Source organism: Nocardia sp. NPDC058705, from assembly GCF_042749305.1.
Classification (GTDB): Bacteria; Actinomycetota; Actinomycetes; order Mycobacteriales; family Mycobacteriaceae; genus Nocardia.
Window position 1 is genome coordinate 245,855 of the sequence record NZ_JBHYRN010000004.1, and the last position, 11,839, is coordinate 257,693.

The 11,839-nt window shown below is 67.3% G+C and carries 13 protein-coding genes; 5 read left to right on the plus strand and 8 right to left on the minus strand.

From position 1 onward, the window contains the following. The first annotated feature begins 55 nt into the window (after positions 1-55). The 5 genes from ACFW6D_RS08615 (at position 56) to ACFW6D_RS08635 (ending at position 5,096) form a co-directional block, all read left to right on the plus strand. Positions 56-856, plus strand: coding sequence for a TIGR00730 family Rossman fold protein (locus ACFW6D_RS08615; protein WP_379326150.1), 801 nt, complete (start codon positions 56-58; stop codon positions 854-856). Continuing rightward, on the plus strand, positions 850-1,404 hold the full coding sequence (locus ACFW6D_RS08620) for a TIGR00730 family Rossman fold protein (protein ID WP_379326152.1): 555 nt from the start codon (positions 850-852) through the stop codon (positions 1,402-1,404). Before ACFW6D_RS08615 ends, ACFW6D_RS08620 begins: the two co-directional genes overlap by 7 nt. A gap of 9 nt (positions 1,405-1,413) precedes the next feature. Beyond that, positions 1,414-3,180: a long-chain-acyl-CoA synthetase gene (locus ACFW6D_RS08625; protein ID WP_379326154.1), complete on the plus strand. Its 1,767-nt coding sequence runs from the start codon at positions 1,414-1,416 to the stop codon at positions 3,178-3,180. A 108-nt stretch (positions 3,181-3,288) separates the two neighbouring features. Further along, complete coding sequence (gene folP, locus ACFW6D_RS08630) at positions 3,289-4,161, plus strand: dihydropteroate synthase (protein ID WP_379326156.1); 873 nt, start codon at positions 3,289-3,291, stop codon at positions 4,159-4,161. Then, positions 4,158-5,096, plus strand: a complete 939-nt coding sequence (locus ACFW6D_RS08635; RefSeq protein WP_379326158.1) for a glucosyl-3-phosphoglycerate synthase — start codon at positions 4,158-4,160, stop codon at positions 5,094-5,096. Before folP ends, ACFW6D_RS08635 begins: the two co-directional genes overlap by 4 nt. Positions 5,097-5,149: 53 nt before the next feature. Here ACFW6D_RS08635 and ACFW6D_RS08640 read toward each other — a convergent pair whose 3' ends face one another. The 8 genes from ACFW6D_RS08640 to ACFW6D_RS08675 form a co-directional block, all read right to left on the minus strand. Continuing rightward, positions 5,150-5,596, minus strand: coding sequence for a DUF6640 family protein (locus tag ACFW6D_RS08640; protein ID WP_379326160.1), 447 nt, complete (start codon positions 5,594-5,596; stop codon positions 5,150-5,152). Position 5,597: 1 nt separating this feature from the next. After that, positions 5,598-6,191: a TetR/AcrR family transcriptional regulator gene (locus ACFW6D_RS08645; RefSeq protein ID WP_379326162.1), complete on the minus strand. Its 594-nt coding sequence runs from the start codon at positions 6,189-6,191 to the stop codon at positions 5,598-5,600. 270 nt (positions 6,192-6,461) lie between these two features. Beyond that, on the minus strand, positions 6,462-7,538 hold the full coding sequence (locus ACFW6D_RS08650) for an XdhC family protein (protein WP_379326303.1): 1,077 nt from the start codon (positions 7,536-7,538) through the stop codon (positions 6,462-6,464). Positions 7,539-7,670: 132 nt separating this feature from the next. Continuing rightward, a complete protein-coding gene (locus ACFW6D_RS08655; protein ID WP_379326164.1) occupies positions 7,671-8,237 on the minus strand; it encodes a hypothetical protein in 567 nt (188 codons plus the stop codon). 116 nt (positions 8,238-8,353) lie between these two features. Further along, a complete protein-coding gene (locus tag ACFW6D_RS08660) occupies positions 8,354-9,211 on the minus strand; it encodes a hypothetical protein (protein WP_379231346.1) in 858 nt (285 codons plus the stop codon). Positions 9,212-9,392: 181 nt separating this feature from the next. Beyond that, positions 9,393-9,812 (minus strand): Sec-independent protein translocase protein TatB, encoded by a 420-nt coding sequence (tatB, locus tag ACFW6D_RS08665; protein ID WP_379326166.1) that lies wholly within the window; start codon positions 9,810-9,812, stop codon positions 9,393-9,395. 33 nt (positions 9,813-9,845) lie between these two features. After that, the gene (locus ACFW6D_RS08670) at positions 9,846-11,378 is read right to left on the minus strand and encodes a trypsin-like peptidase domain-containing protein (RefSeq protein WP_379326168.1); all 1,533 of its coding nucleotides are present in this window, start codon (positions 11,376-11,378) and stop codon (positions 9,846-9,848) included. Between the two features lie 10 nt (positions 11,379-11,388). Continuing rightward, positions 11,389-11,760: a hypothetical protein gene (locus ACFW6D_RS08675; RefSeq protein WP_379326170.1), complete on the minus strand. Its 372-nt coding sequence runs from the start codon at positions 11,758-11,760 to the stop codon at positions 11,389-11,391. Positions 11,761-11,839: the final 79 nt, after the last annotated feature.

Here is an 11,839-nt window from a genome sequence, read left to right on the forward strand (position 1 = left end):
ACCGATCCACCAAGTGCGCACCCGCCCCTGGAATCCAACACAGTAGGTTGGGAGCATGTCTACCGATTCCGCTGATGAACAGGTTGGGAAGGTCAAACCGAAGTTCCGTGGGCCGGTGATGTTCCGGCGCGAGCGCAAGCCCGGCGTGCGGACCGCCGACCGGAACCTGCTCGACACGCGGCAGGACAGCGAGTGGGTGCACACCGATCCGTGGCGGGTGCTGCGGATTCAGGCCGAGTTCGTCGAGGGGTTCGGCGCGCTCGCGGAGATTCCACCCGCGGTGACGGTGTTCGGTTCGGCGCGCACGGGCCCCGATCATCCCGAGTACGCGGCGGGCCGGGCGATCGGCGCGGCGCTCTCCGAGGCCGGGTTCGCGGTGATCACCGGCGGTGGACCCGGCGCGATGGAAGCGGCCAACCGGGGTTGTTCGGAGGCTGGCGGTTACTCGATCGGGCTCGGGATCGAGCTGCCGTTCGAGCAGGGGCTCAACGAGTGGGTCGACCTGGGGATCAACTTCCGGTACTTCTTCGTCCGCAAGACGATGTTCGTGAAGTACTCGCAAGCCTTCGTCTGCCTGCCCGGCGGTTTCGGCACCCTCGACGAACTGTTCGAGGCGCTCACCCTGGTGCAGACCCGCAAGATCACCCGCTTCCCGATCATCCTGTTCGGGACCGAATACTGGACCGGTCTGGTCGACTGGATGCGCAGCTCCCTGGCGGGTTCGGGCAAGATCTCGCCCGAGGATCTCGACCTGATCCAGGTCACCGACAGCGTCGACGAGGTCGTGCGGATCATTCAGGGCGAAACCGGCGAACACGCCAATATCGAACGTCTCGGCACTGAGGACCAATGGTGAGCTACTCCGTCTGTGTCTACTGTTCGGCCAGCACCACCGATCCCGATCTGATCAGCCTCGCCGCGCGCGTCGGCACCGAAATCGCCCGGCGCGGTTGGCAATTGGTGTCCGGCGGCGGTCACGTGTCGATGATGGGCGCGGTCGCCACCGCCGCGAGGGCCGGTGGCGCGCATACCATCGGGGTGATCCCGAAACACCTGGTGCACAAGGAGGTCGCCGATGTCGACGCCGATGAACTGCTCGTCACCGACACGATGCGCCAGCGCAAACAGCTGATGGAACAGCGGGCCGACGCCTTTCTCACCCTGCCGGGCGGCATCGGCACCCTCGAGGAACTGTTCGAGACCTGGACGGGCGGGTACCTCGGTGAACACGCGAAACCTGTTGTGCTGCTGAATGCCAACGGTTTCTACGACGGCCTGTTCCATTGGCTCGATGAATTGTCCGAACGCACGATTGTGCCGCGACAGGCTCGTGAACGCCTGATCGTGGCCAGTGACCTGTCCGCCGCGTTCGCCGCGCTGGAACCGGTCGCGCCCGCACAGTAGGAGATCGACGTGAGCAAAGACGCCCGCGACACGGTGAGCGTGTTCGACCTGGCCAAGGCCCTGCCCGGGATGGCACTGGATGCCCCGGGCATGTTGCGCAACGCGCGCGAGATGCTGGTGACCCCGAAGTCCACAGCATCCATCGGACAGTATTTCCAGCGCGCCGCGCATCGCCATCCCGACCGGACGTTTCTGCGTTTCGAGGGTCGCGCCTACACCTATCGCGCCGCCAACAGTGAGGTGAACCGTTACGCGGCAGTGCTTTCCGAGCGCGGCATCACCCGTGGCGACGTCGTCGGTGTGCTGATGACCAACCGGCCCGAAACCCTGTTCACCGTGCTTGCCGTGCTGAAGCTGGGGGCTACCGTCGGTCTGCTCAACTACAACCAGCGCGACGAAGTCCTCGCGCACAGCATCGGGCTGCTCGACAGCAAGCTCATCGTTGTCGGCGACGAATGCACCGACGCGCTGGATTCGCTGCCCGAGCCCGCCGCGAATATTCTCCCGGCCGACGAACTCGCCGAGACCGCGCGCACCGCGGCCGACGCCGACCCGGCCGTGTGCACCCAGATCGTCGCCGGTGAACGGGCCTTCCTGATCTTCACCTCCGGCACCACCGGGATGCCGAAGGCCAGCGTGATGACCCATCACCGCTGGTCGAAGAGCATCGGTGGGCTCGGCGGACTCGGTATCCGTTTGCGCTCCGGCGACGCCCTCTACTGCTGCCTGCCGCTCTATCACAACAACGCGCTCTCGGTCGCGCTGCCCGCGGTTCTCGCTGGTCAGGCGACCCTGGTCCTCGGTCGGAAGTTCTCGGCGTCGGGTTTCTGGGACGAGATCGCCCGTGAGCGCGCGACCGCGTTCATCTACATCGGTGAGTTGTGCCGGTACCTGCTCAACCAGCCGGTTCGCGATAGCGAGCGGGGTAACCGGGTGCGCTTGGCCGTCGGCAACGGGCTGCGGCCGGAACTGTGGGACGAGTTCCGCCGTCGATTCGGGATCGGCCGGGTGGTCGAGTTCTACGGTTCCAGCGAGGCGCCACTGGCGTTCGTCAACGCGTTCGGCGTCGACCGGACCGCCGGGTTCGGCCCACTGCCCTACGCGGTCGTCGAATACGACGACGAGACCGGCAAGGCCAAACGCGACGCCAACGGCAAGCTGCGCAAGGTCCGCTCGGGCGGTGTCGGGCTCCTGCTGGCCAAGGTGAACAACCGCCAACCCTTCGACGGGTATACCGACAAGAAGGCGTCGGAGGCCAAGTTGGTGCGCGACGGGTTCAAGAAGGGCGACTGCTGGTTCGACACCGGCGATCTCGTGCGTGATCAGCATCTATGGCACATCGCGTTCGTCGACCGGCTCGGCGACACCTTCCGGTGGAAGGGCGAGAACGTGGCGACCACGGAGGTGGAGGGTGCGCTCGGGCACGATCCGAGCGTCGATCAGGCCGTTGTCTACGGTGTCGACATTCCGGGGACCGACGGCAAAGCGGGCATGGCGGCGATCACGCTGGCCGACGGCGCCTCGTTCGACGGAAAGGCCCTTGCGACGACCGCCTACCAGCGACTGCCGCTGTACGCGGTCCCGTTGTACGTGCGCGTGGTCGCCGAATTGGAGCAGACCTCGACGTTCAAGAGCCGCAAGGTGGAATTGCGCAAGCAGGGGTACGCGCCGGATTCGGACGGTGAGCTGTACGTGCTGTCCGGCCCGACGGAAGGCTACATCCCCGCCTATGCCGAATACGCCGACGACGTCGCCGCCGGTAGAGCCCCGCGCTGACAAGGTAACGTCTGATTTCGCATGAACATGGGTAACTCGTCGGGCGCGCCCGGACTCCGACCAGAGAACGAACCGCCTGCCCGGTGCACCAGCAGTCGCGGTGCGGAGTTGTCGGCAGTCTCGGGGACCTTCTGTGGGCGCGCGGTGGCGACGGATCGCGCGTTGGTGATGGCGATCGTGAATCGCACGCCGGACTCGTTCTACGACCGTGGCGCCACGTTCAGCGACGCGGCCGCGATGGAACGGGTTTCGCGCGCGGTCGACGAAGGCGCCGATCTGGTCGACATCGGCGGTGTGAAGGCGGGGCCTGGTGCCACCGTCGACGCGGTCGAGGAAACGCAGCGGGTGGTGCCGTTCGTCGCGGCGATTCGGGCGAAATATCCGGACCTGTTGATCAGTGTGGATACCTGGCGCGGTGACGTCGCGCGGGCGGCGGTGGACGCGGGCGCCGACCTGATCAACGACACCTGGGCAGGCGCCGACCCCGACCTCGTGCACGTCGCCGCCGAAACGGGCGCGGGGATCGTCTGCAGCCACACAGGCGGGGCCGTGCCGCGCACCCGGCCGCACCGGGTCCGGTACGCCGATGTGGTGGCCGAGGTGACCGAAACGGTCGTCGCCGCGGCCGAAAATGCGGCGGCCGCGGGTGTGCGAGCCGACGGCATCGTGATCGATCCCACCCATGATTTCGGGAAAAACACCTATCACGGGCTCGAGTTGTTGCGCGGAATCGACGGTCTTGTAAAAACCGGATGGCCAGTACTGATGGCACTGAGCAACAAGGATTTTATCGGGGAGACTCTAGGGGTAGGTCTTACCGAAAGGGTCGAGGGCACACTGGCGGCAACCGCATGGTCGGCCGCCAGGGGCGCTCGGATCTTCCGGGTTCACGAAGTCGCCGAAACCCGGCGGGTCGTGGACATGATCGCCGCGATCCAGGGCATCCGGCCCCCCGCACGAACTCTGCGAGGTTTGGCATGAAACTCCAACACCGCGAGCCCGCCTGGGCCACTACCCACACCTGGGACACCCCTGATTGGACGGTCGGCGAGCTCATCGCCGCCAAGGCGGGACGCACCGTTTCGGTGGTGCTGCCCGCGCTCAACGAACAGGACACCGTCGCCGACGTCGTGGCCAGTATCCGGCCGCTGCTCGGCACGCTGGTCGACGAACTGATCGTGCTCGACTCCGGGTCCACCGATGCCACCGCCGAACGCGCACGCGCGGCGGGCGCCGAGGTGATCTCGCGCGAGGAAGCCGTTCCCGAACTCGAACCGGTCCCCGGCAAGGGTGAGGTGCTGTGGCGTTCGCTGGCCTGTACCTCCGGCGACCTGATCGCCTTCGTCGACTCCGACCTGATCGACCCCGACCCCGACTTCGTGCCCAAGCTCCTCGGCCCCCTGCTGATGATGCCCGGCACGCACCTGTCCAAGGCCTACTACCGCCGCCCCTTACGTCAGGGCGAGTCGGTCGACGCCAACGGCGGCGGCCGGGTCACCGAACTCGTCGCCCGCCCCATCCTGGCGGCCCTTCGTCCCGAACTGGCCCAGGTCATCCAGCCCCTCGGCGGCGAATACGCGGGCACCCGCGAACTCCTCACCGCGGTCCCCTTCGCCTCCGGCTACGGCGTCGAGATCGGCCTGCTCCTCGACACCTACGACGCCATGGGCATGGACGCCATCACCCAGGTCAACCTGGGCGTGCGCACCCACCGCAACCGCCCCCTGTCCGACCTCGGCGTCATGAGCCGCCAAATCCTCGGCACGGCGTTGCGCCGCAGCGGAGTCCCCGACTCCGGCGCCCCCCTGACCCAATTCCCCTTGATAGAAGGCGAATTCATCCCCCACACCACCACGGTCTCCCTCGAAGACCGCCCCCCGATGAAAACGCTCCGCCCGGAACAAGTCGCGGCCTAGCCCTGCACCTCGGGCGTCGCATCGGTCTGAAGGCCGGTACGACGCCCCAGGTGTCAGTTCCGGTGACGGGCGGTGAGCGCTGCCGCGGCGGCCAGCATCGCCAGCAAGATCACCGCGAGCAGCACCTGCGGGTGCAGCCCGATGATCGTGGCGTGGGCGAACTCGGGATCATGAATCGCGGTGCCGGGGAACAGAATCGCCGCCATCAGTCCGAGCCATGGTGTGGCCAGGATCGCGCAGGCCGTCCACAGCTGTGACCGCTTGGCACCGCCGTGCCGGATCAGCAGTGACAACGCGAGCCCGCCGAGCAGGATCGACATGGCGATGTACTGGGCATCATGGAACTTCGCGTGCGGGGGCCACGCGTCGTTACGCATGTGCTCCGCCGCGCTTGCCGGGATAACGAAATCCGCGAGCAGGGCACCGAATACGGTGACGATTGCGACGAGTACGGCGAGAATTCTCGGGGCGGAAATACTTCTGGTTGCGATGGTCGTCATGTCACGAACTTCCTTGCCGGTGTGCGGGTTTCGAGGCATTGCTCCGTAGGAAGTCATCGATGACGTCACGCACATAGTCGAGGTCGAAGGTTCGGTTGGCGACCAGCCGCCGGAAGAACAGCGGACCGTGCAGCTGATCGATGGACAGTTCCACGTCGAGTTCGACCGGGAGCTCGGCGCGGGCGACGGCCTCGGTCAGCATCGCGCGCACCGCCCGGGTTCCGGACTGGTACAGCGCCTCCTTGACCTCAGCGAATCGCGGATCCACCGCCGCTCTTTCGATGATCACGCGCATTCCCTGCTCGGTAGCCGGTTCGTGCAGCATCGCGCGGGTGGCCGTCAACTCGGTCAGCAGGTCGGCGCGCAAGTCGCCGGTCGGCTGTGACTGTGCGAGGGCGATGTGCCGGGTCAAGGTGGCGCGAACAAGATCGGTCGGTTCCGGCCAGAGCCGATACAGCGTGGCCCGACTGATCCCACTGCGCGCCGCGACCGCCCCATGCGTCAGCCCGGCCAACCCCTGCTCGACCAGCAGTTCGCGAGCCGATTCGAGTGCAGCCTCGCGACTACGCACCGTCCGTGGGTCAGGTGGTCGCACAGCACTCCTCTCGGACAATCTGTTTCATAACTTCGAAACAAACTGTATCGAAAATCTGTGACGATGAACAGCTGCCGTTGAGCTTCGCCTCGCGTTGCGGGTGTACGCGGTGGTCCGTACCGCCCGTCGGTCCTGGCGAATCAGGTTGCGGAGAGGTAGATCGATGGCAGACGAGTTGCAGTTCGATGGTGTCCGATGTCGACATTGCGGGGCGTCCCCCGCGATCGACGTGGACCTCGCCGGGCATTGGGGGAGCTAGGGCTTGGCGCCTTACTCGGGGCGGTGGATCGGGCCATGCAGCGCGGCAAGGGGTTTGGCTGTGGTGCCGGATCGGTCGGCGAGGATTTGGGCGAGGATGGAGATTGCGGTTTCCTCGGGGGTGTGGGCGTTGAGGTCCAGGCCGAGAGGGCTTCTGATGCGGGCTGTTTCGCGAGGGGTGAGGCCTGCTTCGTGGAGGCGGGTGGTGCGGTCGGTGTGGGCTCGGCGGGAGCCCAGGGCGCCGATGAAGCCGACTGTTGGTAGGCGGAGGGCCGAAGCCAGGAGGGGGACGTCGAATTTGGGGTCGTGGGTGAGGACGCAGATGACGGTGCGGGCGTCGATGCGGGCTGCGGCTTGTTCGGATTCGAGGTAGCGGTGGGGCCAGTCGACGACTACTTCGTGGGCTGACGGGAAACGGGGTGGGGTGGTGAAGGTTTCGCGGGCGTCTACGACGGTGACGTGGTAGCCGAGGGTTGCGGCGGCGACGGTGAGGGCGCGGGTGTAGTCGTTGGCGCCGGCCAGGATCATGCGGGCGGGGGAGCGGAAGACCTGGACGAAGGTGCGGGGGCGGTCAGCCTGTGCTGGGGTGCAGTCCTGGGCGCCGATGAGGCCGTTGTGGCCTGCGGTGAGCAGGGCTGCGGCATCCTGGTCCAGGCCGCGCCACGGGTGGGAATCGCCGGGGTGCAGGAGTTTGCGGTCGGGGGTCGACGCGAGGGTGGTGGCGTAGGCGACCGGGTGGCGGGCTTCGAGTGCGCGGTGCAGGGCGCCCAGTATCGGCAGGTCGGTGCGGTCGAGGCGTTCGACGAAGACTTCGATCTCGCCACCGCACGGCAGGCCGACGGTGATCTCGTCGGCCGCGGCGAAACGCTCGAGGCTCGCGTGGCCGTCGAGGAGAACCTGGTGGGCGGTGGTGAGCACCGCGGATTCGACGCAGCCGCCGGACAACGAGCCGAGCACCCGACCGTCGCCGGTCACCGCCATGGCGGCCCCGGTTTCCCGCGGACCGGCGCCCGTCCGGTCGACGATCCTCGCCAGCGCGAGGTCATGATCGGGAAGGAGTTCGAGCATCTGCCCGAGCAGATCGCGCATCACACACCGGCCTCTCCACGATCACCGTCGAGGCATTGTGACCGTGCTGACCAGCATAATCGGCACAGGATCAAGGCGCTGATACGTCCAGCTAACTCTCAGCACTCACGTGCGTCGAGCTGATCCTATGAGTCAGTCGAGGATCTCGCGCTGCTGCAGACCGGCAGGCACCGCACCGCTGTGGAAGAAGTCGCGGAAGATCTCCACCGCGCTGTCGGCGGTGAACACCTCTTCCGGGTAAACGTAGGTGTCCTCGTCGCCGTGCGGGAGGTACACCGTCGGCAGGCCGAGTCGTCCGCCCGGTAGGCCGAGGGTGAACCGCCGGGTGACGTGGTCGACCGTCGTGCGCAGCTGCAGGGTCATCGCGTCGGCCGAACCGGCGCAGCCGAGCGCGAGATCGCCACGCGCCGAACTCACCGTCGTGGTGACCTCGGCGGCGGGCACAGGCTCGGGGAGGACGGTCAGATCGAGCGCGTAGCGCTGATGGCCGTCCATCCGGCGCAATGGGCGCAGAAAGCTGTCCACGTCCTCGTGCGGGCCGATGAAGACCTTCAAACGGTCGCTGTAGGTCACGCGATGGGTGGTGACGATGACGTCGCCGGTTGTCGGCTCGGTCTCGACGGGGAAAACGGGCCTTGGGTTGACTGCGGCACGCACGGGCAGAACCCGGCATGCGCTGGCCTCAGGAGACGAGAACATGTGATGCTCACCTACTCACACTCGGTTACTCGCTAGCAATCTAACCATCGCGGACGACTTGTGATCCATAACAGTACAGTGACACAGATCACTAAGCACGGCGAGTTTAGATCAGCCTATGGACGAACCCGGGTCGTAGCCAACTTCGGGTCTGTTTCATGGCGGTATACCGGGGTGAGAAGATCCGCATCAACCGGTTCGCCGGTCGCGCGGTCGTACCGAACTGCGATGAGAACCGAGAACAAATGCGTGCTCGCACGCTCGTGCAGAGTCGCCAATCGGGTCGCCAGCAATCGGATCGCACCCAGAGAGCCGGGCGGGTGCAGGCCGTCGATCACCATGATGCTGCCGCGGCGGTCGGGCCGGGGTAAACGAGCCAGGTAGGCGATGTCGTGCGGTTCGGTGCCGCCGGGCCGGTAGACGCGGCGCGCGGCCCTGTCCTCGATGCCGCGCCGGGTATCGCCTGCCCTGGTGACGGTGCGGCGCAGGCGCGGATCGGCCACCACCAGCTGACGCAGGCTCGGCGAGAGTTCGGGGCCGCCGAGAATCACCAGCCCGTCGCGATTGAGGTCGATCGGCCTACCGGGCATGAACGTCTCGACATTGGCGGCGAAACCGAGCTGGCGCAGCAGTTCGGCCAGGCGCTGGGCGGCCTGCGGATCGGGTGCACCGAGCAGTCGGCCCGAGCGGACCTCGGGGGCGAGCACGGTCAGGGTGCCGTGGCCGAAGAACAGTCCTTCGGGGACGGGGCCCTGGGTGCTCACCTGGTGGATGCGCGCACGCGACAATCCGGCGGCGGCACCGATCCGGGCGAACGTCCAGCCGTCGGCATGGAGTTCCCGGATCACGGCTCGCCGGATCCTCGTTAGTTCGTTGATGGTCTGCTGTGCAGCCGCCACCCCGTCGGTGGCTGCTTTGAGTCTCTCGACCTTGTCCTCGATCGCGAAAACTCGTGCCACGTCATCGGCCGACATGTGCGAAGTCTAGACAGCTCGACAGCGTTGTGTGTCTATAACGGTTGACATCGAACTGTCTTGCGAGACAACGTTCTCGAACGCGGGTTGTCGGCAAATCAGCGACAGGCGAGGTCGTCGCCGCAGTGTTCGGTCGGCGCGATCTCGCAGCAAATGCCGACCGTGTGGTGTGGTTCCCGGCTCAGGTCGCGTCGTAGTCGACCGGAGGGCGCTCGTTGTGCTCGAGCGACTTCTGCGGCGCGGGTGTCGACGAGGTGCCCGGCATGCCGCTGCTGGTGCCGAACAGCTGCTTCTTGTCGGGCACCGCGCTCTCCAGATCGCGCAGCACCTTGTCGTCACCGCCGAGCAGGTGCTTGGTGACCACGGCCCGCGGGCTCATGCCGCGCAGCTCGTTGAGTTCGGCGAGCGGCTTGCGCAGATCGTCGAACTCCGGCCCGAGCTCCTGCTTCAGCTGGGAGGTGGCGCCGCTGGCGTAGTCGCGGGCCTGGCGCAGCGCACCCGTGGTCCAGCGGACGGCGCCGGGCAGTCGCTCCGGGCCGAGGATCACGAGGGCGGCGACGAGCAGGATCATCATCTCGCTCCACCCGATGTTGCTGAACACGGATCCAGGCTACCCGGCGCGCGACCGCGCAGCTCAGTCGGATTCGAGGGTGACCGGCACGTCCACCTGCCTGCCATCCCTGATCAACTGCACGTTCACCCGGTCGCCGATCTTGTGCTGCTGCACAGCGACCACCAGTTCGTCGGGCCCGGTGACCTCGCGGTCGCCGATCTTCACGACCACGTCGCCTTCGACGATGCCTGCCTTGTCGGCGGGGCTGCCCGGCACCACATCGGCGACAGCGGCACCGCTCATCACCTCGTTGGCGACGGTCTTGGTGCGCGCGCTCAGGCCGATCACCGGGTGGTGCATCTGGCCGTCGCGGATCAGGGTCTGGGTCACCGTGGTCATCACGTCGACCGGGATCGCGAAGCCGAGGCCCACCGACCCGCCGGTCTCGCTGCGGATGGCGGTGTTGATGCCCACCACGCGACCCTGCATGTCGACCAGCGCGCCACCGGAGTTACCGGGGTTGATCGCGGCGTCGGTCTGGACGGCGTCGATCACCGCGTTGGTGTCGCTGCCCTCGCCGGCGAGCTTCACAGGCCGGTGCAAGGCGCTGACGATGCCGGAGGTGACGGTCTTGCTCAGGCCGAGCGGCGAACCGACGGCCAGGACGTCGTCGCCGACCTGCACGTCGGCGGACTTGCCGAGATCGGCGACGGTCAGGTTCTTCGCCTCGACCTTGAGCACCGCGAGGTCGGTCTTGGGATCGCGCCCGACGATCTGCGCCGGCACCCGGTTTCCGTCGGAGAACTGCACCTGGATGGCGGCGCGGTCGGACTTGTCGGTCGCGGCCATCGAGATCACGTGATTGTTGGTGACCACGTATCCGCCACCGTCGATGACCACGCCGGAACCGGTGGCGCCGTTGTCGCCGACGGTGACCCGGATCGAGACCACCGAGGGCAGAACGGCATTGGCGACGGCGGCGATCTGGCTGTGCGGCGTCTCGGTACCCGCGCTCTGATCCAGGGTCACCTTGCGGGAGGTGAGGGTGGAGGCGGTCTCGGCGGTCATCCGCCCGACCAGCCCGCCGACGACGGCGATGCCGAGCGCGAGCACGGCCAGCAGTGCGAGGGCCTTGGGTGCCACGCGCGAACCGAACAGCACCTCGCGGGCACTCAACTTGGTCGCGACCGGCAGCCGGGCAGGCGGGGGAGTGTCGACAGCGGGCGACCCGAGCCGGGCGGCGGCGTCGGGATCGCGCCACGGATCGACCGGACCGGCGATGACCGTCTTCGGTGCGTCGGCGCCGGGCTCGCGCTGCAGCAGCTCCGAGGAGCCCTCGGGCCGGGCGAACGCCTCGGCCAGCACACCGTCCGGCGGACGCTGGGTGAGCCCCTCATCGGCACCGCTGTTGTTCGTGCGCTGCGGGTCGTGCGGTGCGAACGAACCGGCCTGGCCCTTGGGGCGGCGGAACGCGCGCGCGGTGTGGCTGTCGATGTGCGGCCGATAGACCGGGCGCGGCCCGAGACTCGGTGCGTCGGTGGGGCGCAGCGTGCCCCGTTGGTCCCCCGAATCCGAGTGGTCGGCCGATTCGGAATTCGTCGATTCGCCTGTCACGTCGCAGACTCTACTTGCGCCGCCACGTTGTCCACCGGGTCGCGGTGAAGGAATCTGTGATGAATCCGAGAAATGCCTCGTTACGGCGTTGCGGTTCGGGTGCGTTGCCGGGCAGATCGGCCAGCGGAATGCGCGAGAGGCTGTCGTGCAGGCTGCGCGGGATCGCCACCTCGGCGGCCCGGCGCAGGGCGATGCGGGCCTGCTGCTGGGCGTCGACCTCGGCGGCGCATTCGGTGCAGACCGAAAGATGCTGGGCGGCACGCAGATAGGCGTTCATGCGCAGTTCGCCGTCGACGAAGGCCGCGACAGCCTCACTGGCCAGATGCTCGGTGGGCTGAAAGCGCGGTGGGCGACCTGCAGAGGCACTGGGATCCACGCTCATGCCTGCACCTCGCTGGCGCTCGGCTCCGGCATGACCGTGGTCACGGCTGTGTTGATCTGCCGCTCGCTGCGCTCGCTCA

Excerpts from the sequence above, each read along its gene's own strand:
- ACFW6D_RS08660 (WP_379231346.1), bottom strand. The coding sequence starts at position 9,211 with ATGTCGGCCGATGACGTGGCACGAGTTTTCGCGATCGAGGACAAGGTC.
- ACFW6D_RS08655 (WP_379326164.1), bottom strand. The coding sequence starts at position 8,237 with ATGTTCTCGTCTCCTGAGGCCAGCGCATGCCGGGTTCTGCCCGTGCGT.
- ACFW6D_RS08640 (WP_379326160.1), bottom strand. The coding sequence starts at position 5,596 with ATGACGACCATCGCAACCAGAAGTATTTCCGCCCCGAGAATTCTCGCC.
- ACFW6D_RS08635 (WP_379326158.1), top strand. The coding sequence starts at position 4,158 with ATGAAACTCCAACACCGCGAGCCCGCCTGGGCCACTACCCACACCTGG.
- ACFW6D_RS08675 (WP_379326170.1), bottom strand. The coding sequence starts at position 11,760 with ATGAGCGTGGATCCCAGTGCCTCTGCAGGTCGCCCACCGCGCTTTCAG.
- ACFW6D_RS08650 (WP_379326303.1), bottom strand. The coding sequence starts at position 7,538 with ATGCGCGATCTGCTCGGGCAGATGCTCGAACTCCTTCCCGATCATGAC.
- ACFW6D_RS08620 (WP_379326152.1), top strand. The coding sequence starts at position 850 with ATGGTGAGCTACTCCGTCTGTGTCTACTGTTCGGCCAGCACCACCGAT.
- ACFW6D_RS08615 (WP_379326150.1), top strand. The coding sequence starts at position 56 with ATGTCTACCGATTCCGCTGATGAACAGGTTGGGAAGGTCAAACCGAAG.